Consider the following 25349-nt stretch of genomic DNA (forward strand, 5'->3'; position numbering starts at 1 on the left):
CGCCGTCCCCGGCTCACACCCGGAGCCTGATTGTCGTCTCGGTGATGTTCGAGACGTACTGGTCGCGGAGGTGGTGGACGTCCTGGGAGACCGGCCCGTCCCAGCCCAGTTCCGACGCCGCCTCGTCGTCTGCGTCCGGTTCGACCGAGACGTAGAGGTCCCCGTCCCGGACGTCCTCGACGGTACCCATCTCGACGCCGCTCTGGGCGACGACGCGCTTGCCGATGTGGTCCTCGGAGTAGTCGGCCATGGCCGCGGGTAGGGCCGCCGCGCCCGAATGCGTTCGGGCCGCGGGTCGCCACCGAGCGCCGCGACCGCGAATCGGTCGCGGTTCCGAGCGCGGAACCGAACGACGGCGCGCCACCGGTTCGACCCCGGGCGTGCCACTGCGAGTCACACTTATGGCCGCACGGAGCGTACGCGGAGCCGAGAACAGATGAGCCGAACTGCCGGCGACGGGCCGACCGGCGCGGGCGCACCGACACCCGGAGGCGGCGACCCCGACGCGGCCGAGTTCGAGCGCCTCCGGGCCAGGAAGAAGGAGCGACAGGGCAACGCCGAGTCCGCCGCGGTCCGGGACGTGACCGTCGGCGAGGACCGGGTCGTCCTGACGCTGGGCTTCGACTGGACGGCCGACACCGACCGGCTCGCCTACGACCTCGACGACGACCGGGACGTGCTCAGGCTGGAGGCGCTGGCCGAGTCGCGGGGGTTCGCGTTCGAGCAGGTGTCGTTCCTCGAGGGCGAGACGCTGGACGTCGTCTACACCGGCGGGGAGTGGGTGCCGGAGGCCCACCTCGCCCACGCCGAGGGCGAGGGGTCGGTCCGCGAGACGTTCCGGGCCGAGCTCCGGCTGCTCGGTCGGGAGCTGGCCCGACTGCCGACCGCGCTCCGGCGGCTGGTCCGGGTCGCGCGGACGATGACCGCGAAGCAGGCGATCATCGCGGTCGTCCTCGTGAAGAAGCTGATAGTCATCGCGCTCGTGGCGTGGCTGGTGCTGTAGCCCCGCGGCCGCCGGGCCTTTCCGCGACAGCGGCGGAGTTCCGGAGGTCATGGCCGAGTCGATTCGCGTGCTCTCGTACAACACCCACCAGGGCATCGGGATGGACGGGCGCTACGACCTCCGGCGGATCGCCGACGTGGTCCGGCGGAGCGACGCGGACGCGGCGGCGCTCCAGGAGGTCAACCGCCACCGGAAGGAGAAGACGGACTTCGACGACCAGCCCGCCCGGCTCGAGGAGCTGACCGGGATGAACGCCGAGTACGGCGTCGTGCTGGAGGAGGACCCGACGCTGGCGTCCGACGGCGAGCCGCGCCAGATGGGCCAGCTCGTCCTGAGCGAGCGTCCCATCGAGTCGGCGGAGGTCCACCGCCTGCCGAGTCCGGACGAGAACCAGCCCCGGGCCGCGGTCCGGACGCGGATCGACGTCGAGGGGACCGAGCTCCGGTTCGTCACGACCCACCTCGGCATCGAGCACGAGGAGCGCCGGCGGCAGGTCGAGGACCTGGTGGCGTGGCTGGACGACGACGCGGCGAACCAGGTGCTGGTCGGCGACTGCAACGCCGCGGCCGACAGCGAGCCGGTCATGGCCCTCAAGGACGAGTTCCGGGAGGCGTTCGCCGCGCTCGGGAGGGAGCCGGCCCGGACCCACCCCTCGCCGTACGTCGAGGAGACGGAGGGCGACTTGTTCGTCAAGACCTACCGGCCCCGGACGCAGGCCGACTACGTCTTCGCGGGCGAGGGCGTGTCGGTCGAGGACGCGCAGGTCCGCCACTCGCTGGCCTCCGACCACTCGCCGGTGCTGGCCGACCTGACGCTGTCCGGGTGACACGTCGGGACCGGGCGACCCGCCGCGGAAAGCGTTTTGCCGACCACGGTCCTGGTCTCTCACATGTCGAACCCGGTTCCCGCGGCGGCCGAGGAACTGCTGACCAGCGAGCCGCTGATGGCCCACTTCGCGACCTGTTCCGGGGGCAACCCCCACGTCGCGCCGGTGTGGTACCACTACGACGACGGCGTGCTCGAGGTGCTCACGACCGGTCGGAAGCTCCGGAACGTCCGGGAGAACCCGCGGGTCGCGGTGTCGGTCCAGAAGGACGAGGGCGGGCGGGCCCGGTGGATGGTCACGCTACGGGGGACCGCGACCGTCGTGGAGGACGAGGACGAGACCAGGGCGGCGGCCGGCCGCATCAACCCGAAGTACGGCGCCGACGTCGACGAGTACGCCGAGAACGTGCTGGTGCGGGTCGACGTCGGGTCGGCGAGCTACCAGACGTACTGAGTGCCGGGCAGGCGGTCCGGCGTCCCGCGGAGGCGGAGCGCCTGCCGAATCTCGCGGCGGACAACCGATTCCGCGGCGGACGTCCGGAGCCTACTCGACCGGGAACCGCAGGATAGCGGCCAGTCCGCCGAACGCCTCGCGGAACCGCCGTCCCCGGTCGAAGTCGGCGGGCACCACCACGCAGTCGCCGCCCTCGTTCTCGACCCGCTCCTGGTAGTCCCGGACCTCGTCGACCGGGAGGTCGGCCGAGACCAGCAGCGTCTCCACGGCGTCGTACTCCAGCGCCTCCTCGACCGCGTCGCGGCCGTACACGACGTCGTCGCCGTCGGTCGCGTCTCCGCCGCCCGCGTTCCCGGCGTCGAGCGCGCCGAAGAACCGGTCGAGCGCCTCGCGCATCTCCCGGCGCTCCTCGTCCTCGATCCGGTCGCTGGCCTTCTCGACCAGCTGGCGGAGCCCCTGCTCGGAGGCGTACTCGACCGACACCGGGTCGCCGACCAGCATGTCCTCGAGCCGGTAGTCGAGGTGGTCGCCCTCCCGGAAGTCGTCGACCGTCACGTCGGTGCCGCCCAGCAGCAGCCCGTCGACGTCGGTGGACGCGCTCGCCGACTCGTCGTCGTGCTCGCCGAGGAACGCCCGCTCGGCCTCCTCGGCGACCGACTCGAAGAAATCCTCCTTCTGTCGCTCGCGCTCGCGCTCGAACCGCTGGGCCGACTGGCCGCCGGCCTTGGTCTTGCCCATCACGTCGCTCTCGAACGTCTCGATCACCTGCACGTCGTCGTTCTCGGTCAGGCCGAGCGCCGCGCCGCCGCGCTCGACGATCAGCAGCCCGAACGTCTTCGAGGCGCCGGCGGCCGCGTCGAGCACGCCGGTCTCGAACCCGTTGCCGCGTTCGTAGACGAACTCCGAGACCGGCGACGGCAGGTCGTCGAAGACGTAGTCGACGACCTCGCCGTCCACGACGCCCGCGAAGACGACCAGGCCGTTCTCGGGCGTCGACTCGCGGTGCTGGAGCACGCCGCGGGCGGCCTCCAGGGCGTCGAGGTACGCCGCGTCCTCGCTCTCCTCCTCGATGAACTCCGACTCGGCGCGGTCCTCCTCGACGCGCTCGAGGGCCTCGCCGACGGTGTGGTCGGGCGGGACCGCGACGGTCAGCAGGTCGTCCGCGGTGGCCTCGGCGTCCTCGACGCGCTCGATTCGCTCGTGTCGTTCGTAGTCTTCGATGTCCATCGGTAGCGTGTCCTCGCCGGCTGAGCTGTTCCCGGCGGGCCGTCCCGGCCGGCGGGGACGCCAGCGACTCCTCCCCGTGGGTGACTCCGGTAGGCCCCGCGGGCGATTGAGGGTTTGGGCCGACCCCTGGAGCCGTCGCCGGCGCTCCGGCCGCCGGACGCCGGCGGAACCCCGCACGGAGTCCCTTTTATCAGCGTCGCCGCCGTGCCTCCGCGACGCATGACGGCACGACTCGAATTCCTCCTCGGACTGGTCGCGCTGGTAGTCGCCGGACTGACGCTGACGACGCTGTACCTGCGGACGAAGCTACGACAGGAGCAGCAGGGAGACGAATCGGCGCTTTCGCGGACCGCGCCCGCCTGAGCGGGTCACTCGTCGGTCGGGCGGCGGGCGGTTCCGCCCCGCGACCCGTCGGCGAACTCCGTGGCCCGGCGGAAGCCGAGCAGCAGGAGGACGCCGCCGGAGAGCGCCGTCGTCGCGAAGTCCAGCGGCCAGTGCCAGGGGAACTGCTCCGGCGGGTCGCGCGCGCTCCGGGGGAGCCTCGCGAGCGCGGGGACGTACCAGAACAGGTAGGCGAGCAAGTAGAACCCCGCGATGATCATCCACAGCCAGTCGGTGGTCCGCAGCCACGAGACCACCCGCGAGGTGTCGCCGTCAGTCGCCGCCATCGCTGGCCCTCCGTGTCCCCGAGCACCGCCGGACGGGTTCGCCGGCGAGTCCGCTACGGGTCCGAAGTCGCGCGACGCGAACGGGGCTGCGCGGTCCGGACGCGACGACCGCCGGGGCGTCGCGGTCGGCGGTTGCGCGACCGACGCCGGTGGACCGACCCGCAGTTGGCGCTACTCGCTCCATGGTGTCGCCTCGACCGCCAGCCGGTTATGCGTAATTGCCCCCTGACGGGGACGGAAGCGACTCCTCCCTGTGGGGGCTCCGGTCGGGCCCGCTGGCGAGTGAGGATCTGGGCCGGGCCGGCCGCCGGGCGCTCGGAGGTCGCGGTTCGGTCGGCTCATCGCCCCGACTCGCGGTGGACCCGCGTGAACTCGAACCGCGCCCCGCCCGACTCGCTCTCGGTCACCGAGACCTCCCAGTCGTACACGTCGGCCAGCTCCGCCACGAACGCCAGGCCGAGCCCGGTCCCGCCCTGGTCGGCCGCGGTCGTGTACCCCTCCTCGAACACGCGCTCGCGGTCCGCCTCGGGGATGCCCGCACCGTCGTCGGCCACGTAGAACCCGATCGGGAGCTCGCCGACCGTGACGGTGACGTCGCGGCCGCCGTGCTCGACCGCGTTCTCGAACAGGTTGCGGAACAGGTGGCGCACGTACGTCTCGTCGGTGCGTATCGTGCGGTCGATGTCGACGTCGAGCGCCGCGTCGGGGGCGTCGACGTCGGCCCACACCTCGCGGGCCGCGGCGGCGAGCGGCGTCGGGGTCGGCTCGCCGACCGCCTTCCGGCCCCGGGTCAGCACGAGCATGATGTCGATCATCCGCTCGATGCGGTCGAACGCCTCGGTGACGTACTCGACCGCCTCGGCGTTCTGCCCGCCCGAGAGCTGCTGGCCGTAGATCTGGCCGATCTGGACGGGGTTGCGCAGCTCGTGGGCCAGCATGCTGGCGAAGCTGTCCAGCCGGTCGTTCTGGCGCTGGAGCCGGCGCTCGCGGTCGGTGCGTTCGAGCGCCGCTTCGGTGGTCGCCGCGACGAGTTCCACCAGGTGCTGCATCTTCCCGTCGAACGTCTCGGCGTCGGCCGCGCCGACGACCAGCGCGCCGTGGTCGCCGAGCGGGACCACCATCGCCGGGTGGCTGCCGGTCGCCGGGAGGCCGGACGAGACGTACCTGGTCTCGCCGTCGGCGAAGGACGCCCAGACCGGCGAGTCCGACCCGGCCGGAATCGGCGAGCGCTCGTCCGGGTCGGCCCCGGAGCTGACCGACGAGCTCGCGGGGGCGAGCGCGTCCGCCGAGTCGTCGAGGGCGTACACGACCGCGTCGTCGAGGGCGATGTCGTCGGTGAGCGTCTCGACGATGATGTCGCTGATCTCCCCGACGGTCGCCGTCTGGAGCAGCTCGCGGGTCGACTTCTGGAGCGCGGTGAGCGTCCGCTCGCGCTCCTTGCGCCGGATCGCGGCGATGGCGTGGCTGATGGTCTCGCCGAGCTCGCTCAGGACCGCGATCTTGCGCCCGTCGAACGCCGACTCGCTCTCGGCGTACACCGTCAGGACGCCGTACTCGACCCCGTCGTGGACGAGCGGGACCGTGACCGCCGACTCGTACCCCGCCGCGACCGAGGCCTCCCGCCACGGCTCGCCCGCGAGGTCGCCGCCGAGCCGCTGGACGGGCTGGACCGTGCCGGTCCGGAGCGCGGTCGTCCCGACGCCCTTCTCGGTCTCGTCGGCGGCGTCCGCTCTTCGGATCGCCTCCAGGTAGTCCTCGCCGACGCCGGCCCACGCCCGGGGCGTGATGTCGGTGTACCCCTCGGTGTACTCCGCGGTCCACGCGGCCGAGTACGTGTCCGACGCCGCCAGCCGGTCGCACACCGCCTGCTCGATCTCCTCGCGGGTCGTCGCCGAGACCAGCGCCTGGTCGATGTCGCGGATGACGGCGTTGATCTGGTCGAGTTCGTCCAGCTCGTCGCGCTGCTCGCGGAGCCGCTGCTCGTACTCGTGGCGCTCGGTCATGTCCCGGGTGACCTTCGCGAACCCGCGGACGTCGCCGTCGTCGTCGTAGAGCGCCGTGATGATGACGTTGGCCCAGAACGTCGTCCCGTCCTTGCGGACCCGAAGGCCCTCGTCCTCGACCCGGCCCTCCGCGGCCGCGGTCGCCAGGTTGCGCTCGGGCCGACCCGCCTCGCGGTCCTCGTCGGTGTAGAACGCCGAGAAGTGCCGGCCGACGATCTCGTCCTCGTCGTACCCCTTGAGCCGGCGCGCGCCGTCGTTCCACGTCTGGACGACGCCGTCGGCGTCGAGCAGGAAGATGGCGTAGTCCTTGACCTCGCGCACCAGCGTCTCGAACCGCTCCTTCTGCTCGCGGAGCCGCTGCTCGTACTCGCGGCGCTCGGTCATGTCCCGGGTGACCTTGAGGTACCCGCGGAGGTCGCCGTCGTCGTCGCGGAGCGCGGTGATGGTGACGTTGGCCCAGAAGCGGGTGCCGTCCTTCCGGACGCGCCAGCCCTCGTCCTCGACGCGCCCGTTCCGCCTCGCTCCCGCGAGGTTCTCCTCGGGGACGCCCGCGTCCCGTTCGGCCTGGGTGTAGAACGTCGAGAAGTGCTCGCCGACGATCTCGTCCCGGTCGTACCCCTTGATCCGGCGCGCGCCGTCGTTCCACGTCCGGACGCGGCCCTCGGCGTCGAGCGCGAAGATGGCGTAGTCGGTGACGGCCCCGACCAGCTCGTGGAACTGCGCGTCCCCGAGCGGCGCCGCCGAGTCGGTGCCCCCGTCGTCGGGGTCCTCGGCCGGCCGCCACCAGACGCGACCGTCCGACCCGACCGGCTTGGACCGGAGCTCGCCCCGGTCGGCGAGCTCCTCGAGGTGGCCGGCGACCGCGGCGGGCTCGCAGTCCAGCGCGTCGGCGACCTCGTCTGTCGTGAGCGGCGTTCCGGCGGTCTCCCGCCGGGTGAACACACCCAGCGTCTCCGCGAGCGTGCGCTGGGGCGACCCTGACGTTCCCATTGGTGGTTGTATCCCGTCGTGGCCCTATAAGCCTCCTGAACGGCCGTCCTAGTCGCGCCGGGGTCTCCGGGTGCGAGGCGCCCGCGCCGAGACCTTATACGGGACGGCGTGGTACCCCGGGGCCGAGCCATGCCCGTCATCCACTTCGAGGAGGCCGACTCGCCCGAGCGCACCCAGATCGGCGAGGGGATCGTCAAGTTCGCGCGGCGGGCCGACCGCCTGGAGACCGGCCGCGCGGAGGGCAAGTACTTCCTGAACCACGCGGACGGCTGCGGCGTCGGCGGCGAGCGCATCGCGGCCGGCGACGAGTTATACTTCGACACCGACACCGGCGAGATACTCTGCGCCGACCACGGGGCCGCCCGGAAGGAGGGCCGGGAGTAGCCGACCGTGGCGCCGGGGCCCACCGCCGACCGGACGGACGTCCGCCGGCGGCTCCGCGGCGTCGCCGCCGTAGCGAGCTTCGTCGTCGCGCTGCTGGTCTCGTTCCGGTTGCGGACCGCTCCACGGATCGTGCTCGCGTGGGACCTCGCCACCCTGGTCTGGCTGGCGCTCACGTGGCGGAGCGCCCGGGCGGCGTCCGCGGCCGAGACCCGGTCGTGGGCCCGGCTGCGGGGGTACCGGCGCTCCCGGCGCGACCGGACGCTCGCGGTCGGCTTCAGCCTGTTCGGGCTCGCGTTCGCGCTCGGGCTGTCGACGCTGGCCCGGCGGCCGACCGGGCCGGTCGACCACCTGGAGATCGGGCTGAGCGCGCTGGCCGTCGTGCTCGCGTGGCTCGCGCTCAACGCCGCGTACGCCGCCCACTACGCCGCCCTGTACTACGGCGACCGCCCGCCGGAGGCCGGGCTCGCGTTCCCCGGCGACGAGGCGCCCGCCCGAGTCGACTTCGCGTACTTCGCGTTCACGCTGGGGACCGCCATCTCCACCTCGGACGTGTCCATCACGTCACGGCGGTTCCGGACGACCGCGCTCGGTCACGTCCTGCTCGCGTTCGCCTACAACACCGGCGTCCTCGGCGTCGTGGTGAACGTGGCGAACCTCTACGCCTGACCTCTCGCCGGCAGCGAGACCTCCTGTTCGACCCTCGCGGTCGGAACCGCAGAGGGCTCACTCCTCGCCCGTCACGTCCTCGACCTGCCACTCGGGCAGGACCAGCAGCTGCTCGTTCTCGGCCAGCTCGTCGGTCGTCCAGAACTCGAGGCGGTCGCCGCCGACGACCGCGGTGCCGCCGCCGTACACGTCGTCCCAGTGGTCGAACACCGCGTCGGGCACCCGGAGCTGTCGGCTGTCGTCGGGGACGGCCGTGCTGGTCAGGAACCGCACGTCGGGGTCGTCCTCCAGTGGGTCGTAGAGCTGGGAGGCGACCACCGCGCCGTCGGTCTCGCGGACGCCCCAGTAGACCTCGCCGCCCGACTTCACCAGCTCCATGTTGACGGCCTGCTGGGGGACCGGGACCTCTCGGGAGTCGCCGCTGACTGACGCGCCGCCGAGCTGCTCGTACTCCGTCATGGGTGGAGCGTCGGCGGCCGCGCTGTTAGGTCGTGTGGCCGCCCGGCGGGTCGGCGACCGAGCGACGGGCGGTCGGGACCGACCGCCCGCTCACGCCGACTCGACGAACAGGTCGACCGCCCCGCCGTCGCCCGCCGCGAGCGTCACCGTCGCGGCCACGAAGTCGCCGCTCTCGTCGGTCGCGTACCGGACGTTCCGGATACCGCCGCCCCGACGGCCGAACGCCAGCTTCGGCGGGTCGGCGTAGGGCTTGTCGAACTCGACCCGGACCGTCCGGTCCTCGGGCGTCAGGCCGGGTTAGGCGTCCACCGGCGGCGTGTGGTCCTCGACCGCGGAGGTGGGCGCCCCGATGCGCCACGGGTCGGGCCCGTCGCCGTCGGCCCAGTTGTCCTCGTAGCGGTTGCGCCCCGCCCCGTCGCGCTCGACGAGGGCCGGCGCCCCCGACTGGAGCACGTGGTTGTGTCGCACGGTCACGCCGGAGTCGGCGACCAGGACGCCCGGCGGGGCCGACTGGGACCCGTCTCCGCCGCCGGCCGACGCGCGCAGGCCGAACTCCTTGAGGTAGTTGTCGGCGACGACGTGGCGCGCGAGCCGGTCGGCGTTTCGGGTCGCGACGCCCGCGCCGCCGACCCGCCGGACGCGGTTCCCGCTGACGGTGACGAAGCGGGCGGCGTCGAGCAGGACGCCCTCGCCGGCGGCCCCGTCGACGTAGTTGTCGCGGACGACGCCGTCGGTCGCACCGGTGACTCTGATCCCCGCCTGGCCGGCGTCGTAGACGGCGTTGTCGGTGACGCTGAAGTCCTCGACGCCGCCGCCGACGTTGATGCCCCGCCCGGCGTAGTCGTACAGGTCGTTGTCCCGAACGGCCACGTCCTCGGCGCGCTCGATGGCGAGCGAGATGCCGGAGTACTTCTCCTTCTGGGCCTGGACGCTGACGTTGCCCTCGATCTGGATGCCGCGGAGCGCCTGGCCGAAGCCGATGAGGACCAGCGACTTGTGCTCGCCGAAGCCGATGTTGTCGGAGATGTCGAAGCGGCCGACGTTCGAGTCCTGGCGACCGCCGCTGGCGCCCACGAGCGCGCCCTGCGGGTTGCCGCCCATCACGTTGCCCCGGACCGAGACGTTGGTGGCGTGACGCTCGTTCGGCACCCACGCGTCGAGCGCGACGGCGTGGTCGAAGCCGTTCACGAGCGTGTTACCGACCACCGCGATGCGGTCGCCCGCCAGCTGGATGCCGCGGTCGCCGATGTCGTAGACGTAGTTGTTCACCACCTGCACGTCGGTTGCCCGGCGCTCGACGCTGATACCGCTGCCGCCGTCGTTGTGCTCGTGGTACGGGTGGGTCCGAGTCACCGCGTTGCCCGAGAGCAGGACGTCGGCCGCGTCCCGGACGACGAACCCGTGGAGTCGCTTGGCGGTGGCGCGCTGCCCGCCGGGATTGCCGTGGTAGCCGACGCCCCGGAGCTCGACGTTCTCGCAGTGACTGTTGTGCCCGACGCGGAACCCGCCGACGTTCGCGCCGTCGGCGGGCATCACGAGCCGGCGGACGCTCGGCCCGTCGACGGTCACGCCGTCCGCGTCGACGTCGAGCCACTCCGTCGTCCGGTAGGGCGCGCCCTCGTCGCTGATCCAGACGTTCTCGCCGGCCGAGAGGTCCCGGAACGCGCGCTGGAGCTGCTCGGTCGTGGTGACGACGGTGTCCGGGACCGCCTCCTGCCGGGCCGCGGCGGCCGCGCCGGTCGTCGCCCGCCACCCCGCGGCGGCCAGCAGCCCCGACAGCACGTCGCGCCGCGAGTGGTCACTCATCGGTCGGTTCTCCGGCCCGGGTGCGCCGGTCCTCCCGCCGACCGGCCCTGCGCTCGGAATCCGACTCCCCGGTCCGACCCAGGGGGTCGCGCTTCCGGAGCAGGCGCTGGGCCCGCTCGTCCGAGAGCACGCCGAGCCCCAGCCGGGAGGCCCTGTCGCGCGCCCGGCCCCGGACGACCGCCGCGGCGTAGGTGCCCAGCGTCGCGCTGGGGCCAACGCGGTAGACCGGGTCCGGGCGGTCGGCGGTCGCGGCCCGCCGTATCGCCGCGGCGACGCGCTCGGGGCTGTTGACGCCCGGTCCGCCCGCCTCGACGACGCCGAGGTCGTCCAGCACGGCGTAGAGGTCGTCGTAGGCCGGCGAGTGGTCGTAGGCCGCGACCTCCGCGAGCACGCGGTCGTAGAAGTCGGTGGCGACGATGCCGGGTTCGACCGTGACCGCGTCCACGCCGTACTGCGAGACTTCCTGCCGGAGCGCGTCGGTCAGCGACTCCAGCGCGAACTTCGAGGCGGTGTAGACGCCGAGCCCGGGCATCGTGAGGCCGCCGACTCCCGCGGTGACGTTGATGATCGTCCCGCGGCCGCGCTCGCGCATCCGCGGCAGCGCGGCGCGGGCGAGCCGGAGCGGGCCGAACGTGTTGACCTCGAACTGGCGGTAGACCGCCTCCATCGGCACGTCCTCGACGGGGCCGAACTGGCCGTACCCCGCGTTGTTGACCAGGCAGTCGAGGCGGCCGCGGTCGTCATACACGCCGTCGACGACCGCCTCCGCCCGTTCCGGGTCGGTCACGTCGAGCGCTGCGGTCTCGGCGCCGCGGTCGGCGAGGTCGCGGACGTCGGCCGGGTCGCGGGCGGTCGCGTACACGGTCCACCCGGCGTCGAGCAACTGCGCCGCGGTCTCGCGGCCGATGCCGGTCGAGCAGCCGGTGACGAGAGCTGTCTCCCCCATGGCGCGGCTTCGGACCCGCGCGAGAAACGACTGGCGGCCGCGGCGAAGGGGTCGCTCCGTCGCCTGCGACGACCGACAGACCGATTTGTCCGGCCGCCGACCGTACGCACATGGCCACCGCCTCGAACGCCGAGTCCGAGTCCGCCGCCGAACCGCGGCCCGGCGACCGCTCCGGGCCGGGCGACCGTTCCGGGTCCGACGACGGGTCGCCGACCCCGGCGACGGTCGCCGACCGCCTCGCGACCGCGGCGCGGATCGTCTGGTGGTCGTTCCTCGGCCTCGTGGTCGTGTTCACGCTGATCCCGGTCGTCGGGCTCTGGCTCGGGGCCGTCCCGTTCGATCCGCCGCCAACACTGCCGTACTTCGCGCTCGTGGGCTTCGCCCTTGTGGGCGCTGCGGCGCTGATCGCGGCGGCGGTCTACGACGTGTGACGCGGACCGCCCGTCGGCCGGGGCGGGTCATCTGCCGGCGGGCCGTACCCTTTTGGCGGTTCGGCGCGGCCTTGTACCCGTGAGCAACACGCCCTTCCCCGACCGGATGTACCCGTGCGCCCGGTGCCGCCGGGACGTGCGCGTCAAACGAATCTTCTCCCACTTCCGGTCGATGCACGACGAGACGCTGCTGTCGGTCGAGCGCGACGGGGGCGACGTCTGCGGGCTCTGCGGGATGGAGCTGCCGGCCGCCGACGAGAACAACGCCTGGAAGCTCCGGGTCCGGCACTTCCGGGAGTACCACGGCAAGCGACTGGTCGACACCGACGCGGTGTAGGAGCGGCGGCAGTCGAAATCGGGCCAGTCGGAGATGCGGGAGGAGCCCGACGGGCGGAAGAGGCCGGAGAGGTAGAACGAGCCGGAGAACCCGTCAGTCCTCGCCGGAGGTCGCGACCGCGTTCGACTCGGCCGGCGACTCGCCGGCGGTCCCCTTCGGGCCGGCGTCGAACAGCGGGCTCTGCTCGCCCGGCGTGAGCGTGTTGAGCACCAGCGCGGTCAGCGCGGTCAGGATTACCGGCTCGCCGAAGAACGTCTCGGCCGCGTCCGGGAGCCCCTGGATCGCGTCCGGGCGGGTGGCGACGCCCAGCCCCAGGCCGAGCGCGACCCCGACGATGACCATGTTCCGGCGGTCGAGGTCGACGTGGAGGAAGATGAGCCGGGCGCCGCTGGCGGCGACCATGCCGGCCATCAGCAGCACCGCGCCGCCGAACACCGCGCTCGGGATGGTGGTGACCGCGGCGCCGACCTTCGGGCTGAAGCCCAGCAGCGCCAGGATGACGCCCGCGACGCCGACGACGTGGCGGCTCATCACGCCGGTGAAGTTGACGACGCCCGCGTTCTGCGAGAAGGAGGTGACGGGGAACGCGCCGAACACGCCGCCCAGCGAGCTCATGAGGCCGTCGGTGAACAGCCCGCCGCGGAACTCCTCGTGGGTCGGGTTGCGGCCCTCCGCGGCGGTGATCGAGGACATGTCGCCGACCGTCTCCATCGCCGAGACCAGGAAGAGGAACGCGAAGGTGACGATCGGCACCGGCTCGAACGCGAAGCCGAACGCGCCGGGCCGCGGGACCGCGAACCAGGCCGCGTCGGCGACCGGCGCGAAGTTCACGAGGCCGACCGCGACCGCGGCGACGTACCCGACCGCGATGCCGACCAGCGTGCTCAGCAGCCGCGTGATGCCCGAGGTGAAGAGGTTGAGGACGACCGCGACGCCCAGCACGAGCGCGGCCAGCCCGATGTTGTGGAGCGCGCCGTAGTCGCTCGCGCCGACGCCGCCGGCCGCGTAGTCGACCGCGACCGGGACGAGGTAGAGGCCGATGATGACCACGACCAGCCCGGTGACCAGCGGCGGGAAGAAGGGCCTGATGCGCTCGAACTGCCAGCCGATGAGCCCCTCGACGGCGAAGCCGGCGACGAGTATCGCGCCGAAGACCGCCGCGAGTCCGGCGTCCGCGCCGATGCTGGTCGCCGCGCCGACGAAGGTGAAGCTGGTCCCCATCACGATGGGCAGCCGGGCGCCGACCGGCCCGACGGTGTACGCCTGGACCACGGTCGCCAGCCCGGAGAACAGCAGCACCATCTGGACGATGTAGGCGGTGTCGGCCGCGCTCAGCCCGACCGCGCCCGCGACGATGTAGGCCACCGCGGTCGCCGGCACGATCATCACCGCGACGTGCTGGAGCCCCAGCAGCAGGGACTTCAGCAGCGGCGGCTTCTCGTCGCGTCCGTATTCGAGCTCGATTTCCCCGTCCGTTTCTGTCATGCTATACTTCCCCCGTGCGAGGCCTGATGAATAATAGTTTCGCGTTCGAGCCCATATTCGGCGTCGGGAGGGTAATAATATGCATGTTCGTGCATTTCACGTCGGCGTCCTCCGATAGCTCGGTGGTACCTACAGACTGGCGCGCGCTGGCGTCTCGGCGAGCGGAGCGAGCCGAGGCTCGTGGGAGCGTGCTCCCACGGCGGACCCTGGTGGTCCGCCATCGTCGTGCGAGGGAATACCGAGTGAGCGAAGCGAACGAGGGAGGAGGCTGGGGAGGTGTGAGGCTGTCGCGGTGCAGTGTTGGGGTGGATGAAAGGGGCCGTCCGGTCGCGTACACTTCAGGCGTCTCAGCGACCCCTATCCGGAACGAACGAAGTGAGCGGAGGATATGTCGCTGAGACGACCGCGACCGGGCGGGGGCTTTCTGGGCGGTCCCCGTTCCACTGCTGTTCACGATACTCGTGCTGCCACTGGCTGAGAGCGATCGAACGGGAGCTTTCTAAACAATCAACCCTCCAGTCCGCCCAACTACTCAGACATGATTCCGGTCATCCCCAAGAAGAAGCCGATTCAGTCCCGCGCCTCGTGGATCGTCACCTCGTAGTCCTCGACCGAGATGTCGACCAGGCTGGTCGCCTCGTACTCCGTCTCGTCGAGCGCGGTCTCGCCGACCTTCCGGATGACGACGACGATGTCGGCGATCTCGGCGCCGATCTCGTCGAGCGCGTCGCAGATGGAGGCCAGCGTGCCGCCGGTCGAGAGCAGGTCGTCGACGACGAGCACGCGGTCGCCCGCCTCGATGTCGTTGATGTACATCTCCGACTCGGAGTAGCCGGTGGTCTGGTGGAGCGCGACCTCGCCCTCCAGGCCGTACTCGCGCTTGCGGATGACCACCAGCGGGACGTCGGTCTGGAGCGACAGCGCGGTCGCGATGTGGATGCCCATCGCCTCGGGCGCGACGATCTTGTCGACGTCGAGGTCCGCCGCGCGGGTGACCCCGACCACGACCTCGCGGAGCAGCGCGGGTTCGAGCATCGGCACGCCGTTGCTGATGGGGTGGACGAGGTACTGGTAGCCGTCCTTGTCGACGATGGGCGCTTCGTGCAGCGAGTCGAGGAGCCGGTCCATGGCGTGTGTTGGGCGCAAGGGCGGCAAAAGCGGTTCGTTCTTCCGCGGGACCCGCGGGGTCGACGCGGGACGGCCGCGATCTCGAGTCGGACGCCAGCGAGCGGAGCCGACCGGAGTGGTCGAGCGCGGACCGGCACTGCGTCCGTCGGACCCGGGGGCGAGCCGGGACTGCGCCGGACGGGTGCGGTCCGGTGCCAGAACTCCCGCTACCGGCCACAGCTCCACCTCTGGTAGAACGCTCCATCGAGCGTGGAGGATTACGAGCCTGTTATATCTGAATCCGCGCACGTGTCGAAACTCGGCGTCCACTCGGATTCCGGACAGTTGTAACCGGGATTGCCAGCGGGTCACACCCGATACGGTCGGTCAACATCCGATGGGACGGACCGGACGGTCGATCGCCGGCCCGGCGGGCGTCCGCGCCGCGACCGGGCCATCGAGTTCGAAGCCGATTCCCCGCAGCGGTCGACCGGTCGAGGCGGTAAACGGAGTCAAGTCGGGATTTCGAATCGTCTGCGATTCGAACGGACGCGTTTCGCCCGACGTGACCGGGTTCGCCGCCCTCGCGATAGGTCTCATCGAACGGAACTACGGGCGCAACAATTGGTCGTAACTGTAAATTCGGCGTGTCAATCATTGTCACCTCGTCCGAGTCCGTGGAGTGCTCGCCGATTGAACGAGGCCGGGCGAGCGCAAAGCGACGGTTCTATTCGAAAACTTCCGTTGGACGGCGATACCGGGGGATACGGCGATGCAATCCACCCATCGGAACTGATGACGCATCAGTAGCATTTCCATCGAATAGACTGGTGTAATTCGAAACCTGTCCCGCTACTGTTCCTACCTCTATATGGATGAACAGGTCCTTTGAAGGCCTCTACACCCGTATCAGTTATAACATAATTCTGTCTGAATATGTCACCGAGTACTCCAGTTCGGCACGTGATACTTGCACGGAATGAACGCTCAGCGCCATTAATGCAGAACTCTGTCGTTCGATTCAACCGGACGCCGAGCCCACCGGGAGCAGTGGAAGTCCGTGGGCGGACCACTGGAACGCCAATGACACGGCGTCCACCAACGGAGTGAACACCAATGAGAAAAGCACTAAGCGTGATGCTCGCGCTCGTACTCGCAGTCGGAATGGCCGGTGTGGCGCTGACCGGGAGCGCGGCCGCAGAGGACTTCGGCAGCGAGGAAGAGTGTGAGAACTACGTGGACGACGCGGACGACGAGGTTGCACAGAACATCGACTGTGACGACTACGAGGTCGACCAGGACCAGGACGCGGACGCGGACGTCGATAACGACGCCGACGTCGACCAGGACAACGACGCCGACCTAGAGGACCAGGACGACGTCGAGGACACCGAGTCCAGCGCTGAGGTCGACGACAGCGATGACGACAACACGGCCGAATCTTCCAACGACGTCGAGACTGGCGACAACGAGATCGACCAGGACAACGACGCCGACGTCGACCAGGACGGCGAGGCTGAGGCCGAGAACGAGGGCGAGATCGACATCGACGACGGCGACGACGAGGCCGAAGCGTAAACCTGCAGTCGCTTCGTCACGTATTTCTCATTTTTCGGCGCGATTCGGCGACCGGGAGCTCGACGACCGGTGCGGCTCCGGTTCCGTATCCGGGAGCGATAGGCCGTATCCGCGAGTGATACAGTCTCCAACGGGCGCGCAGTCGTCCACGGAGGAAGCGTACACCTGACTACGGAGAGAGTCGTGACAATCAGCGAGTTTCGTCGCAACAATCAACGAGGCTCGACGCGGCGGTCGGCAGGACTCGTCACGGACACCTGCGACCGGAGCCAGCACCGGACCAGGGTCGGAATCGGCCCGCGGTGTCGCGGCGATTGGCCCGGCCTCCGGTGATTCAGAGCGAGGGCACCGGGTAGCGATGTTCGGGTCCAGTCCCGGCCATCCCGTGGGGCCTCGACGGAGCGCGGGACGCGGATTGCCGCCTGTGCTGAACGGATGGTCGGCATACCGGACCGTCTCCGAGGAACGCGGCCGTCGTAATGCGCGTTCACCCGGACCCGATCCGAGAAACACGCCCATAGGTCGTTCTCAATCCGCGTTATACGGTTGAACGATTGCGGGAACTTAGCGCCGCGATTCCTGTCTACTGAGCGGGGGTACCAATGAGAACAACGTTCAACAAACTACTCTGTCTGTGCATCGTCGCAGGGCTACTCGCGGGCGCGGCAGCGCCGGCGGCCACCGCCGCCGACCCGTGTCCCGACGAAGACGGTTCGGAAGCCGACCTCGAGGTGTGTCAGGACGCGGACGCGGACTCGTCGAACGACGCCGACGTAGATCAGGACAACGACCACGAGTCGTTCGTGAACGACGTCCTGTTCGGGGAGTCCCAGTCCAGCGATCAGAACAACGACCAGGAGTCCGACCAGAGCGGAGACTCGGAGGCCGCGAACCAGTACGAGGCCGACTCCGCGGTCGGGAGCAGCAGCCAGGACGCCGACGCGGAGTCCGACCTCGACGTCGAGTCGGACCAGGACAACGACGCCGACCAGACCGCCCGGGACAGCCGGGGACCGACGGACCAGGAGAACGACCAACTCAACCTGGGCGACTTCCTCCAGGACGGCGACGCGTCGGCGACGAACCAGGACACCGACTCGGGCGGTTCGGAGACGAGCGACCAGGACGCCGACGCCGAGGCCGACCAGGACGCCATCGGCGACCAGGAGAACGACAACAACCAGCTGATCGAGGGCGCCGGCGACGAGGCGAACCAGGAAAACGATCAGACCAACGACGCCGACCTGGCGCAGGGCGGCGACGCCGACGCGAGCAACGAGGACACCGGGTCCCAGGGCTCGGTCGAGCAGGACGCCGACGCCGACGCCGACCAGGGGCTGCTCGCCGACCAGGAGAACGACAACGACCAGGAGGCGCGGAACAACGACGGCGAGAGCGACCAGACCAGCGACCAGGACAACGAAATCGAGGGCGACCAGCTCGCCGACGTGAACGCGAGCAACCAGGACGGCTCCCGCAGCAGCGGCGAGTCGACCGACCAGGACGCCGACGCCGACGCCGAGCAGGACGCCGTCGGCGAGCAGGAGAACGACAACGACCAGGACGCGCAGAACAACGCCGGCGACGTCTCCCAGGACAGCGACCAGGAGAACACCGCCGACTTCGGCCAGGGTGCCGACTCGTCGGCGTCCAACGAGGACGGCGACGGCACGGCCGAGTCGGAGGTCGACCAGAGCGCCGAAGCCGACCAGGAGAACGACAACGACCAGTCGAGCCAGGACGCCAGCGGCGACACCGACCAGACCAACGACCAGGACAACGACGCCGACGTTCTGCAGATCGGCGATAGTTCGGCCAGCACCGACGGCGACAGCGAGTCGGCGTCGGCGGAGGTCGACCAGAACGCCGACGTCGACGAGGAGAACGACAACGAGCAGCAGCGCTCGGGCAGCAGCGACGTGACCCAGTCTAACGACCAGTCCAACGACGCCACCGTCGAGCAGAACGCCGACGTGTCGGAGGACGACGGGAGTTCGTCGGCCGAGCAGAGCGCGGACGTCGACTACGAGAACAGCAACGAGCAGTCGAGCGACACCGACGGCGGCGAGGCAAGCCAGTCCAACGAGCAGAGCAACGACGGCGAGATCGACCAGGACGCCAGCGGCGACGCCGAGCAGGACGCCGACCTGGCGTCCGACTCGTCGAACGTCCAGGAGCAGTCCTCGAGCGGCGAGGGCGCCGACCAGAGCCAGGAGTCGGACTCGGACACCGACCAGAGCATCGACCAGTCTTCGTCCGGCGAGAACAACCAGCAGGACAGCGAACTGAGCAGCGAGGAGGACAGCGAGCAGAGCCAGAGTTCGAGCGGTGACAACACCCAGGACCAGAGCCAGGAGAGCGACACCGACCAGACCGCCGACCAGACCGCCGAGGGCAGCGACAACACCCAGGAGCAGGACGCGAGCGCCGACACCGACCAGACCCAGGAGCAGAGCGCCAGCGGCGACGGCTCCGACCAGGACCAGACCCAGGACAGCGACGTCGACCAGGAGCAGAGCCAGACCGCCGAGGGCGACGGGAACGACCAGCAGCAGAGCTCCGACGTCTCGGTCGACCAGGACCAGCAGCAGACCGACAGCGGCAGCGACAACACCCAGGAGCAGGACCAGTCGGCGTCGATCAGCACCGATCAGGACCAGAAGTCGAGCGACGACGACGAGGAGGACGACAGCAGTTCGAGCAGCCTGACCGGCGCGGTCCTCGTGCGCTGAACGCGAGCTCCGCCGGACTCCTTCTTTCGACGCGCCTTACTCCCGACGGTGAGCGACACGATGCGACCCGCTCGGCCGTCGAGACGTAGCGACTGCTGGACGGACGGAAGCGCGGGGTGAAGGGAACGTCGGGCGACCGAGAACGCTAGCTGATCGAGAACAGGCCTCGCCTCACTGACCGGCCGTCCCTCGACCGGCCGCGTCGCGACCGGTCAGCGTGCCCGCGGTGAGTTCGCCGAGCGGCGCCTCGACGCGGTAGGCGGGCGTGCGGACCGCGACGACCGACGAGTCGGTGACGCCGGCGAACGGGAGTTCGAGCCGGTACGCGCCGTCCGACCGGATGCGGGTCGCCTCGCGCTGACCCGACCCGAGGTGGCGCGCCCAGGCGGTCTCGCCGGCGAACGCCGCGTCCGTCCGGCCCTCGACGACCCGGATCGGCGGGAGCCGCTCGGTGCGCTGGCCCGCCACGGGGTAGTTGCGGTCGTGCCACTCCCGGAAGCCCTCGTCGATGACGAAGACGTTCCGGTAGCCCTCGGAGAGCAGCGACGCCGCCCGGAGCGACGAGAGGTGGTGCGGACAGCTGCAGTAGCAGACGACCCGGGCGTCCTTGGGCCACTGGTCGACGGGGTCGCCGCCGGACCCCTCGGTCCCGTTCGGCGCCGGGCTCAGCACCGCGCCGAAGACGTGCGACCGGTCGTACGACGACGGCCCGCGGGCGTCGACGAACCGCGCCTCGCGCCGGGCGTACCAGTAGTAGACGTCCTCGACCGGCGCCAGCGGAACCGCGGTGCCCTCGACAGTCGTCGTGTCGAAGGCGTCGGTGTTCACCGACCGCGACGTCGGCGTATCCTCGAACGCCGGCGGGTAGCCGTCGTCGGGGTCCGAGTCGCTGGGGAGGTCGTCACCGTTCTTCGGCCCCGTCGCGCCGCCGTCGCTCGTGCCGAAGCAGCCGGCGAGGCCGGTGGTCGCCGCGGCGACGCCCGCCAGGAACGCCCGGCGGGTCCGTCGTCTCGCCGCTGTCGGTCCGGTCGGATTCGTGTTCGAGCCTGTCATTGTGCTCCGAGAAGTCGCGGGGGAAAGGTCCCGCAGTTGGACACAGTCTCTCCGGGAGCGGACTTTGTTATTGAGTGCCACGAGAAGCGGTACTGTGCACTACTGCCCGGGTCCGAGTGCGCCCGGAAACGACTCGCGGGAGTAATTCGGCGTTGTCGAAGGACTCGGAGTAGTTTCGGTTGCGAACGCGGGAACACGCCGGCAGTGGGGCGTGTTTCGGTAGCAGTGCGTTCGGGAATCGTCGGCCGGCCGTCAGTGCGAACCGGTCACACGACGTACGACAGCACGGCCAACACAAGGAACGCGATCACCAGCCACTTCGCCGCGTCCATCGACAGTCCCGCGACCCCGCCGGCGCCGAGCGCCGCCGCGATGATCGCCAGCACGAAGAACGCGATTGCCAGTTCTAGTATGGGCATAGCCGGTCATTGGCGCCCGGACGCGATACGGGTAGTGCTTGACGGGTCCGGGCGAGAAGGGTCGCGGTTACTCCCCGGGATTTCGGTGGCCTCGGCACTCATAGGGCTCGTCACCACCGGTTGCCGAGACCGGTTCGGAGCGGGCGCCTCGTCATCGGCCACCTCGACCTATCCGCTCGGGCGAAAAGACCCTTACTCCTTCCGGGCGAACCACTCGACCCCCACCGAACGCCCCTCCGCCCATGCCAGACCCAGTGGTCAGTTTCGTCGTGCCCGCCCGCAACGAGCAGGCGACGCTCCCCGCGACCCTGGCGAGCCTCCGCGGCCAGCGCACCGACCGCGACTACGAGGTCGTGGTCGTCGACGGCGACAGCGACGACGCCACCCCCGAGATCGCCCGCCGGTTCGGCGCCACCGTGGTCCACCAGCACCGGGCCGCCGCCGACGGGGGCGCGACCGGCGAGGAGCGCCGACCCGCCTCAGCGTCGCGCGTGGACGGCGACGAGTCCCCGCCGGGCATCGGCGACGCCCGCCACCGCGGCGCCGAGCGGGCCGACGGCGACTGGCTGGCGTTCGTCGACGCCGACACCGCGGTCCGGCCCGACTACGTCGACGCGATGCTCGGGTTCGTCCGCGAGGCGGGGCTGGCCGCGGCGTCCTCGCGCTGTCGGCTGGTCGGCCCCGCTCGCGCGAAGGTGATGGAGGCGACCATCAACCACGCGTTCCCGCGGCTCGACCGGCCGGTGCTGCCGGGGTTCAACTGCTTCGTCCGGCGCGACGCCTACGCCGACGTCGGCGGCTTCCCGGACGTGCCCAACGAGGACACCGCGTTCAGCCGCGAGCTGGGCAGGGAGTGGCCGACGGGCTACCACCCGGAGGTGCTGGCGGCGACGTCGGCCCGGCGCATCGCGGAGTCGGGGCTGACCGGGACGCTGTACCACTACCTGAAGCTCGACTGGCGGCGGCTCCGGGCCGACTACTGACGGTGGTGGCGGTGCGCTCGTCGGCGAGAAGCGCGCACCCTCACCCGTCGTCCGGGCCCGAGCACGCCACCGACGCGCCGCAGCACGACGACCGGTAGCGGTCGTGCTGGCGGACCAGCTTGCACTCCTGGTAGCGTCGGCCGACCACCGCGCCGCAGTCGGCGCAGGTCAGGACGTACTTGGGGTCGGCGAACGGCGGGCACTTGACCGAGGCGTCGACCGCGTCGGCCCGGTCCTCGAACGCCGGGCCGTGGTCGGTCGTGCCGTAGCGCTGGAACTGCTCGACGTGGATCAGCTCGTGGCGCAGCGTCGTGGTCCACTCGCCGACGTCGAACGACTCGAACGCGGCCCACGTCAGCGACAGGGTGCACTGCCGGAGGTCGGCGGGCGACGACCCGACGCGGTCGGCCGCGGCCCGCCAGTCGACCGGCTCGCCGACCTCGGTCTCCGGGATCTTCGGGCGCTTGACCGCGGCGGCCCGGCGCTTCGCCCGGGTCGAGACCTCCCAGTCGACCAGCGAGAACTCCACGTCGAAGCCGTACTCCCGGGCGGCCTCCCGGCAGTAGGCCCGCGACCCCAGGATCAGCTCCTCGTGGGTGCCGGCGTGGGCCAGCGCCCGGACCGTCGGCGACCGCTCGGGGTCGTCGTCTGGCGAGAGGCGGCGGGACTCGGACATCGAGGCTCCTTGGCGGGCCGACGAACCCCACCCTCATGAGGGTTTCCCGACGGGGCGGGCGACGGAACCGTCCGGGTCGGTGGGCAGGTGGAGTCAGGCGGCTGGTGGGGTCGGTCAGCAGGTGGGCTCGGTCGGCTGGTGGGTCGGGCGGCCGGTCCCGAGCGGGCCGGCCGGGGCTCCCGAACGCCTAACTTCGCGTCGCTCCTCTCTCCGAGTATGGGAACAGACACGGGCGCCGAGGCCGGCGCGGACGGTGAGGCAGACCCAGATGCGGTCCGCGTCTGGCTGGTCGAGCGCACCTACTCCGACGACGAGCAGAACCTCATCATCCTCGTCTACGCCACGCCCGACGGCGAGCGGTACTACCGGAAGGAGCGCTCGCTCACGAGCTTCTCGGACCGGCGCGACACGACCGCCGCGCTCGACGTGTCGCCCGACAACCTCGGCAGCGTCGACGACCCCGACGAGCGCGAGCAGTACGCCGCCGAGGCCTCGCGGATGGCCGAAGAGCACGAGCCCGACGATCCGATTTAACGCGCCCAGCTACTGTCGTCCCGCTACCACGGGTAGTGGGGAAGGTTTACGTAGGATAGCTAATGTCTTCGAGCCGTGTCTCGAAGCCCTCCGCCCGACGCGTTCGACCGAGTCCCCGACTGGTGCGTCACGTGTTCGATGGTGCTGGGGAGCCTGCTGCTCGTCGTCGGTACGGCGGCCGTCTTCTACGCAGCCCTGCTCGTCCCGTTCGTCGACTGACCGTGTCGGCGACGCCCCGCTCACTCGATGCGCTCGCGGGCCGCCGCGACGACCAGCGGGAGCGTGATGGTCGCGTCGGCGTAGACGCTGGCGTTCCGGGCGGCCTTCTCCAGCTTGCCCCACGACCGCGCCTCGTCGAGGGTCGCGCCCGAGAGCCCGCCGGTCTGGGGCGGGTCCATCGTGAGCTGGACCGCGTAGTCGTACGCCTCCGGCGAGACTAGCATCGTCTGGAGCACGTAGTTCTTCGGCACGCCGCCGCCGACCACCATCGCGCCCGACTTCTCGGCGTCGAACGCCTGGTCGGTGATGGTCGTCATGTCCGCCAGCGCGTCGAGCGTGAAGTCGGCCGTCTGGGAGTACATCCACGCCTGGAGGCCCAGCACCGAGTCCTGGATGGCCGGGCAGTAGATGGGCACGTCGTTCTCGTAGGCGGCGGCCGCGACGCCCGCGCCCTCGTCGACGCCCTCGCGGTCGTTGACCTCGCTGTTGGCCCGGCCGAGGGCCTCCGTGAGTTCCCGGATGCTCACCGCACTCTCGCCCTCGACGGCCGGGAACACCCCCGAGCGCAGGTGGTCCTCGAACAGCGCGAAGTGCTCTTGGGGCAGGTAGACGTTGTAGATGCGGTCGACCTGCTCGTCGCGCAGCTGCTCGTCGTGGTCGCGGAGGCTCCGGTCCTCGCCCGGTTCGTCGGTGCCGTGGTGGTGCTTGCCGCCGATGGCCTCGATGGCGTCGTGGGTCAGGTTCGCGCCGGTCGTGACCAGCGCGTCGATGTGGCCGTCCCGGATGAGGTCGGCCACGATGCGGCGCATCCCGGTCGGCACCATCGCGCCCGCGAGCCCGAAGAAGTTGGTCACCTCGTCGTCGCCCAGCATCTCGGCGTAGATGTCGACCGCCTCGTGGAGGTCGGCCGCGCCGATGCCGGCGTCGCCGTACGCGTCGGCGAGCTCGCCGACGGTCATCCCCGCCCGGACCTCAGCGTGGGCGATGGGGTCGTGGCGGAACTCCTCGCGGTGGGGGTCGTGGTGGCCCCCGTGCTCGTCGTGTCGCTCCTCGCTTCCGTCGCCGGCGTCCTCGCGCTCGTCGTGGCCGTGAGATTCCGCGGCGTCGTCGCTCATGCCCGTCCCTACTCGGGGCCGGGGTTCAATCCCTTCGGTTCGGGCGTCGCGGTGGCGACGGCTCGGCGACGACGCTCTCCGTCCGACGTCCGTCAGGTTCGCCCAAAAGCGGTAGTGCCAACTACCCCGAGGGGCCCGCGTGGCGTCGGTCGGGCGCCAGCGGCGGTTCAATTAGCCGCACCCGAGGGTCGGCTGTCGGGGGCCGGTTGGCCGCGGCCCGTCTCCGCCGAGGACCGTCGCGTGACCATTGCTCCGGCAACCCTGGCGGGTTGTTGAAACCCGGCGGACACGTGATTCAAGTCGAACGGGGGGCTTTTAATATTATCCCTTCGCCGTCGGGGAGACGGCGGGCCAGCCCCAGTTCATAGACAGTTGTCAACACTTATCGCTCTGGAGCGCCAAGCCGACACGTGGCGATCCCACGTCCGCCGGTGAAGCAGGTGACCCTGCTCGTCGTCGCCGCGGTCGCCTGCTTCACCGTCCTTCTGCTCGCCGCTATGGTCCAGTACGCGGGCTATCTCGGCGTCGCACTGTTCGCGGGCCTGCTCGTCGGTCTCGTCGCGCTCGCGGTGCTGGCCGGCGTGTCGCTCGAGGCGGGCTTCGCGGTCGTCGCGTACGTCGCCGGCGCGGCTCGCACCGCGGTCGCGATCGTCGGCGAGCGGTTCGGTCGCTGACGGCGGCCGATCAGCCCTCCGTCGGTCGAAACGCCAGCCGATAGCGGGCGCGCTCATCGCAGTCGCCCGCGGCCGGCTCGCAGCGCTCGGCCCGGACCACGCGGTAGGCGCCCGGCGGCACCTCGCCGTTCCGGGGCGCCGTCCAGACGGTCGGCTCCGTGCCGGGGAGGTCGGCGTACAGTTGCTCGCGGCCACCCGCACACGCCGAGAGCCCGGTCAGCCGGATCGTGTCGCAGTCGGTCCCCTCGCACCGGCGTTCCACGGTGAACGTGCTCCCCTCCGAGTGCCCGTCGCCGCAGGTGACGCCGCGGTGCGCGTCTGCCCTGTCGGCGTCGCCCGGTCGCGCGCCGACGTCGCCGCCGGCCGCGAGGCCGCCACCGCCGAGCGCGAGCGCGCCGGCGGTCCGTTTCAAGACGCTCCGTCGCGAGGGCGACGCCCCGGAGTTGGTGCCTGCCATCGCGCCGAGAGACAGGAGTCGGGTCCTTAGCCCTTTTCGGCGTCGGCCGATATGTCGGAGCAATGTCTGAATCGGGCCCGTCGACCCGCCGGCGCGGAACCGGTCGTTGCGAGCCGTC

At 70.9% G+C, this 25349-nt stretch carries 28 protein-coding genes; 14 read left to right on the plus strand and 14 right to left on the minus strand.

Annotation, left to right across the window (positions count from 1 at the left end):
- Positions 1-13 precede the first annotated feature (13 nt).
- Entirely contained in the window at positions 14-250 is a 237-nt protein-coding gene (locus ACQUQF_RS02600) for a hypothetical protein (protein ID WP_435175423.1), read from the minus strand.
- A gap of 186 nt (positions 251-436) precedes the next feature.
- Between ACQUQF_RS02600 and ACQUQF_RS02605 the strand changes: the two genes are divergently transcribed.
- The 3 genes from ACQUQF_RS02605 to ACQUQF_RS02615 all read left to right on the plus strand — a co-directional run bounded on the left by ACQUQF_RS02605 (position 437) and on the right by ACQUQF_RS02615 (position 2282).
- Positions 437-1003: a hypothetical protein gene (locus tag ACQUQF_RS02605; protein WP_435175425.1), complete on the plus strand. Its 567-nt coding sequence runs from the start codon at positions 437-439 to the stop codon at positions 1001-1003.
- Positions 1004-1052: 49 nt separating this feature from the next.
- Positions 1053-1829 carry an endonuclease/exonuclease/phosphatase family protein gene (locus ACQUQF_RS02610; RefSeq protein WP_435175427.1) on the plus strand — a complete coding sequence of 259 codons (777 nt, stop codon included), beginning with the start codon at positions 1053-1055 and terminating at the stop codon, positions 1827-1829.
- Between the two features lie 63 nt (positions 1830-1892).
- Positions 1893-2282 (plus strand): pyridoxamine 5'-phosphate oxidase family protein, encoded by a 390-nt coding sequence (locus ACQUQF_RS02615; protein WP_435175429.1) that lies wholly within the window; start codon positions 1893-1895, stop codon positions 2280-2282.
- 90 nt (positions 2283-2372) lie between these two features.
- On the opposite strand, the gene ACQUQF_RS02620 is transcribed toward ACQUQF_RS02615, so the two are convergent.
- Positions 2373-3509 (minus strand): Vms1/Ankzf1 family peptidyl-tRNA hydrolase, encoded by a 1137-nt coding sequence (locus tag ACQUQF_RS02620; protein WP_435175431.1) that lies wholly within the window; start codon positions 3507-3509, stop codon positions 2373-2375.
- Between the two features lie 219 nt (positions 3510-3728).
- On the opposite strand from ACQUQF_RS02620, the gene ACQUQF_RS02625 reads away from it, so the two are divergent.
- Positions 3729-3872 carry a hypothetical protein gene (locus tag ACQUQF_RS02625; RefSeq protein ID WP_435175433.1) on the plus strand — a complete coding sequence of 48 codons (144 nt, stop codon included), beginning with the start codon at positions 3729-3731 and terminating at the stop codon, positions 3870-3872.
- A 5-nt stretch (positions 3873-3877) separates the two neighbouring features.
- Here ACQUQF_RS02625 and ACQUQF_RS02630 read toward each other — a convergent pair whose 3' ends face one another.
- Together ACQUQF_RS02630 and ACQUQF_RS02635 are read right to left on the minus strand one after the other, a co-directional pair.
- Complete coding sequence (locus ACQUQF_RS02630) at positions 3878-4177, minus strand: hypothetical protein (RefSeq protein ID WP_435175435.1); 300 nt, start codon at positions 4175-4177, stop codon at positions 3878-3880.
- Between the two features lie 338 nt (positions 4178-4515).
- Positions 4516-7170 carry a PAS domain S-box protein gene (locus tag ACQUQF_RS02635; protein WP_435175437.1) on the minus strand — a complete coding sequence of 885 codons (2655 nt, stop codon included), beginning with the start codon at positions 7168-7170 and terminating at the stop codon, positions 4516-4518.
- A 129-nt stretch (positions 7171-7299) separates the two neighbouring features.
- On the opposite strand from ACQUQF_RS02635, the gene ACQUQF_RS02640 reads away from it, so the two are divergent.
- Positions 7300-7554 carry a hypothetical protein gene (locus tag ACQUQF_RS02640; RefSeq protein WP_435175439.1) on the plus strand — a complete coding sequence of 85 codons (255 nt, stop codon included), beginning with the start codon at positions 7300-7302 and terminating at the stop codon, positions 7552-7554.
- Between the two features lie 6 nt (positions 7555-7560).
- A complete protein-coding gene (locus tag ACQUQF_RS02645) occupies positions 7561-8220 on the plus strand; it encodes a DUF1345 domain-containing protein (protein ID WP_435175441.1) in 660 nt (219 codons plus the stop codon).
- Positions 8221-8277: 57 nt separating this feature from the next.
- Here ACQUQF_RS02645 and ACQUQF_RS02650 read toward each other — a convergent pair whose 3' ends face one another.
- The 3 genes from ACQUQF_RS02650 to ACQUQF_RS02660 all read right to left on the minus strand — a co-directional run bounded on the left by ACQUQF_RS02650 (position 8278) and on the right by ACQUQF_RS02660 (position 11431).
- Entirely contained in the window at positions 8278-8679 is a 402-nt protein-coding gene (locus ACQUQF_RS02650; RefSeq protein WP_435175443.1) for a hypothetical protein, read from the minus strand.
- A gap of 297 nt (positions 8680-8976) precedes the next feature.
- Positions 8977-10485, minus strand: a complete 1509-nt coding sequence (locus ACQUQF_RS02655) for a right-handed parallel beta-helix repeat-containing protein (RefSeq protein WP_435175445.1) — start codon at positions 10483-10485, stop codon at positions 8977-8979.
- A complete protein-coding gene (locus ACQUQF_RS02660) occupies positions 10478-11431 on the minus strand; it encodes an SDR family oxidoreductase (RefSeq protein ID WP_435175447.1) in 954 nt (317 codons plus the stop codon). Before ACQUQF_RS02660 ends, ACQUQF_RS02655 begins: the two co-directional genes overlap by 8 nt.
- 110 nt (positions 11432-11541) lie before the next feature.
- On the opposite strand from ACQUQF_RS02660, the gene ACQUQF_RS02665 reads away from it, so the two are divergent.
- Complete coding sequence (locus tag ACQUQF_RS02665; protein ID WP_435175449.1) at positions 11542-11862, plus strand: hypothetical protein; 321 nt, start codon at positions 11542-11544, stop codon at positions 11860-11862.
- Between the two features lie 79 nt (positions 11863-11941).
- On the plus strand, positions 11942-12199 hold the full coding sequence (locus tag ACQUQF_RS02670; RefSeq protein WP_435175450.1) for a hypothetical protein: 258 nt from the start codon (positions 11942-11944) through the stop codon (positions 12197-12199).
- Positions 12200-12292: 93 nt separating this feature from the next.
- Here ACQUQF_RS02670 and ACQUQF_RS02675 read toward each other — a convergent pair whose 3' ends face one another.
- Positions 12293-13684 carry a uracil-xanthine permease family protein gene (locus ACQUQF_RS02675; protein ID WP_435175452.1) on the minus strand — a complete coding sequence of 464 codons (1392 nt, stop codon included), beginning with the start codon at positions 13682-13684 and terminating at the stop codon, positions 12293-12295.
- A 570-nt stretch (positions 13685-14254) separates the two neighbouring features.
- Positions 14255-14812: a hypoxanthine/guanine phosphoribosyltransferase gene (hpt, locus tag ACQUQF_RS02680; protein ID WP_435175454.1), complete on the minus strand. Its 558-nt coding sequence runs from the start codon at positions 14810-14812 to the stop codon at positions 14255-14257.
- 1095 nt (positions 14813-15907) lie between these two features.
- On the opposite strand from hpt, the gene ACQUQF_RS02685 reads away from it, so the two are divergent.
- A complete protein-coding gene (locus ACQUQF_RS02685; RefSeq protein ID WP_435175456.1) occupies positions 15908-16369 on the plus strand; it encodes a hypothetical protein in 462 nt (153 codons plus the stop codon).
- Positions 16370-16971: 602 nt separating this feature from the next.
- Positions 16972-19101 carry a hypothetical protein gene (locus tag ACQUQF_RS02690; RefSeq protein WP_435175458.1) on the plus strand — a complete coding sequence of 710 codons (2130 nt, stop codon included), beginning with the start codon at positions 16972-16974 and terminating at the stop codon, positions 19099-19101.
- 171 nt (positions 19102-19272) lie between these two features.
- On the opposite strand, the gene ACQUQF_RS02695 is transcribed toward ACQUQF_RS02690, so the two are convergent.
- Both ACQUQF_RS02695 and ACQUQF_RS02700 read right to left on the minus strand, forming a co-directional pair.
- Positions 19273-20154 (minus strand): rhodanese-like domain-containing protein, encoded by an 882-nt coding sequence (locus ACQUQF_RS02695; protein ID WP_435175460.1) that lies wholly within the window; start codon positions 20152-20154, stop codon positions 19273-19275.
- Between the two features lie 266 nt (positions 20155-20420).
- Positions 20421-20567: a DUF1328 family protein gene (locus tag ACQUQF_RS02700; RefSeq protein ID WP_435177591.1), complete on the minus strand. Its 147-nt coding sequence runs from the start codon at positions 20565-20567 to the stop codon at positions 20421-20423.
- Positions 20568-20815: 248 nt separating this feature from the next.
- On the opposite strand from ACQUQF_RS02700, the gene ACQUQF_RS02705 reads away from it, so the two are divergent.
- Positions 20816-21556 (plus strand): glycosyltransferase, encoded by a 741-nt coding sequence (locus ACQUQF_RS02705; protein ID WP_435175462.1) that lies wholly within the window; start codon positions 20816-20818, stop codon positions 21554-21556.
- Positions 21557-21596: 40 nt separating this feature from the next.
- On the opposite strand, the gene ACQUQF_RS02710 is transcribed toward ACQUQF_RS02705, so the two are convergent.
- A complete protein-coding gene (locus ACQUQF_RS02710) occupies positions 21597-22232 on the minus strand; it encodes a SprT-like domain-containing protein (protein ID WP_435175464.1) in 636 nt (211 codons plus the stop codon).
- A gap of 216 nt (positions 22233-22448) precedes the next feature.
- Between ACQUQF_RS02710 and ACQUQF_RS02715 the strand changes: the two genes are divergently transcribed.
- Together ACQUQF_RS02715 and ACQUQF_RS02720 are read left to right on the plus strand one after the other, a co-directional pair.
- Positions 22449-22766: a hypothetical protein gene (locus ACQUQF_RS02715; RefSeq protein WP_435175466.1), complete on the plus strand. Its 318-nt coding sequence runs from the start codon at positions 22449-22451 to the stop codon at positions 22764-22766.
- Positions 22767-22841: 75 nt separating this feature from the next.
- Positions 22842-22985, plus strand: a complete 144-nt coding sequence (locus ACQUQF_RS02720; protein ID WP_435175468.1) for a hypothetical protein — start codon at positions 22842-22844, stop codon at positions 22983-22985.
- 20 nt (positions 22986-23005) lie between these two features.
- Here ACQUQF_RS02720 and ACQUQF_RS02725 read toward each other — a convergent pair whose 3' ends face one another.
- Positions 23006-24100 carry a deoxyhypusine synthase gene (locus ACQUQF_RS02725; protein WP_435175470.1) on the minus strand — a complete coding sequence of 365 codons (1095 nt, stop codon included), beginning with the start codon at positions 24098-24100 and terminating at the stop codon, positions 23006-23008.
- Positions 24101-24510: 410 nt separating this feature from the next.
- Here ACQUQF_RS02725 and ACQUQF_RS02730 point away from each other — a divergent pair, with 410 nt between their 5' ends.
- On the plus strand, positions 24511-24774 hold the full coding sequence (locus ACQUQF_RS02730; RefSeq protein ID WP_435175472.1) for a hypothetical protein: 264 nt from the start codon (positions 24511-24513) through the stop codon (positions 24772-24774).
- 10 nt (positions 24775-24784) lie between these two features.
- On the opposite strand, the gene ACQUQF_RS02735 is transcribed toward ACQUQF_RS02730, so the two are convergent.
- Positions 24785-25231: a hypothetical protein gene (locus ACQUQF_RS02735; protein WP_435175474.1), complete on the minus strand. Its 447-nt coding sequence runs from the start codon at positions 25229-25231 to the stop codon at positions 24785-24787.
- Positions 25232-25349: the final 118 nt, after the last annotated feature.

This window comes from Halorussus sp. AFM4 (assembly GCF_051194995.1).
Taxonomy (GTDB): domain Archaea; phylum Halobacteriota; class Halobacteria; order Halobacteriales; family Haladaptataceae; genus Halorussus.

Excerpts from the sequence above, each read along its gene's own strand:
- ACQUQF_RS02600 (WP_435175423.1), bottom strand. The coding sequence starts at position 250 with ATGGCCGACTACTCCGAGGACCACATCGGCAAGCGCGTCGTCGCCCAG.
- ACQUQF_RS02605 (WP_435175425.1), top strand. The coding sequence starts at position 437 with ATGAGCCGAACTGCCGGCGACGGGCCGACCGGCGCGGGCGCACCGACA.
- ACQUQF_RS02610 (WP_435175427.1), top strand. The coding sequence starts at position 1,053 with ATGGCCGAGTCGATTCGCGTGCTCTCGTACAACACCCACCAGGGCATC.
- ACQUQF_RS02615 (WP_435175429.1), top strand. The coding sequence starts at position 1,893 with ATGTCGAACCCGGTTCCCGCGGCGGCCGAGGAACTGCTGACCAGCGAG.
- ACQUQF_RS02620 (WP_435175431.1), bottom strand. The coding sequence starts at position 3,509 with ATGGACATCGAAGACTACGAACGACACGAGCGAATCGAGCGCGTCGAG.
- ACQUQF_RS02625 (WP_435175433.1), top strand. The coding sequence starts at position 3,729 with ATGACGGCACGACTCGAATTCCTCCTCGGACTGGTCGCGCTGGTAGTC.
- ACQUQF_RS02630 (WP_435175435.1), bottom strand. The coding sequence starts at position 4,177 with ATGGCGGCGACTGACGGCGACACCTCGCGGGTGGTCTCGTGGCTGCGG.
- ACQUQF_RS02635 (WP_435175437.1), bottom strand. The coding sequence starts at position 7,170 with ATGGGAACGTCAGGGTCGCCCCAGCGCACGCTCGCGGAGACGCTGGGT.
- ACQUQF_RS02640 (WP_435175439.1), top strand. The coding sequence starts at position 7,300 with ATGCCCGTCATCCACTTCGAGGAGGCCGACTCGCCCGAGCGCACCCAG.
- ACQUQF_RS02650 (WP_435175443.1), bottom strand. The coding sequence starts at position 8,679 with ATGACGGAGTACGAGCAGCTCGGCGGCGCGTCAGTCAGCGGCGACTCC.
- ACQUQF_RS02655 (WP_435175445.1), bottom strand. The coding sequence starts at position 10,485 with ATGAGTGACCACTCGCGGCGCGACGTGCTGTCGGGGCTGCTGGCCGCC.
- ACQUQF_RS02660 (WP_435175447.1), bottom strand. The coding sequence starts at position 11,431 with ATGGGGGAGACAGCTCTCGTCACCGGCTGCTCGACCGGCATCGGCCGC.
- ACQUQF_RS02665 (WP_435175449.1), top strand. The coding sequence starts at position 11,542 with ATGGCCACCGCCTCGAACGCCGAGTCCGAGTCCGCCGCCGAACCGCGG.
- ACQUQF_RS02675 (WP_435175452.1), bottom strand. The coding sequence starts at position 13,684 with ATGACAGAAACGGACGGGGAAATCGAGCTCGAATACGGACGCGACGAG.
- hpt (WP_435175454.1), bottom strand. The coding sequence starts at position 14,812 with ATGGACCGGCTCCTCGACTCGCTGCACGAAGCGCCCATCGTCGACAAG.
- ACQUQF_RS02685 (WP_435175456.1), top strand. The coding sequence starts at position 15,908 with ATGAGAAAAGCACTAAGCGTGATGCTCGCGCTCGTACTCGCAGTCGGA.
- ACQUQF_RS02690 (WP_435175458.1), top strand. The coding sequence starts at position 16,972 with ATGAGAACAACGTTCAACAAACTACTCTGTCTGTGCATCGTCGCAGGG.
- ACQUQF_RS02695 (WP_435175460.1), bottom strand. The coding sequence starts at position 20,154 with ATGACAGGCTCGAACACGAATCCGACCGGACCGACAGCGGCGAGACGA.
- ACQUQF_RS02705 (WP_435175462.1), top strand. The coding sequence starts at position 20,816 with ATGCCAGACCCAGTGGTCAGTTTCGTCGTGCCCGCCCGCAACGAGCAG.
- ACQUQF_RS02710 (WP_435175464.1), bottom strand. The coding sequence starts at position 22,232 with ATGTCCGAGTCCCGCCGCCTCTCGCCAGACGACGACCCCGAGCGGTCG.
- ACQUQF_RS02715 (WP_435175466.1), top strand. The coding sequence starts at position 22,449 with ATGGGAACAGACACGGGCGCCGAGGCCGGCGCGGACGGTGAGGCAGAC.
- ACQUQF_RS02725 (WP_435175470.1), bottom strand. The coding sequence starts at position 24,100 with ATGAGCGACGACGCCGCGGAATCTCACGGCCACGACGAGCGCGAGGAC.
- ACQUQF_RS02735 (WP_435175474.1), bottom strand. The coding sequence starts at position 25,231 with ATGGCAGGCACCAACTCCGGGGCGTCGCCCTCGCGACGGAGCGTCTTG.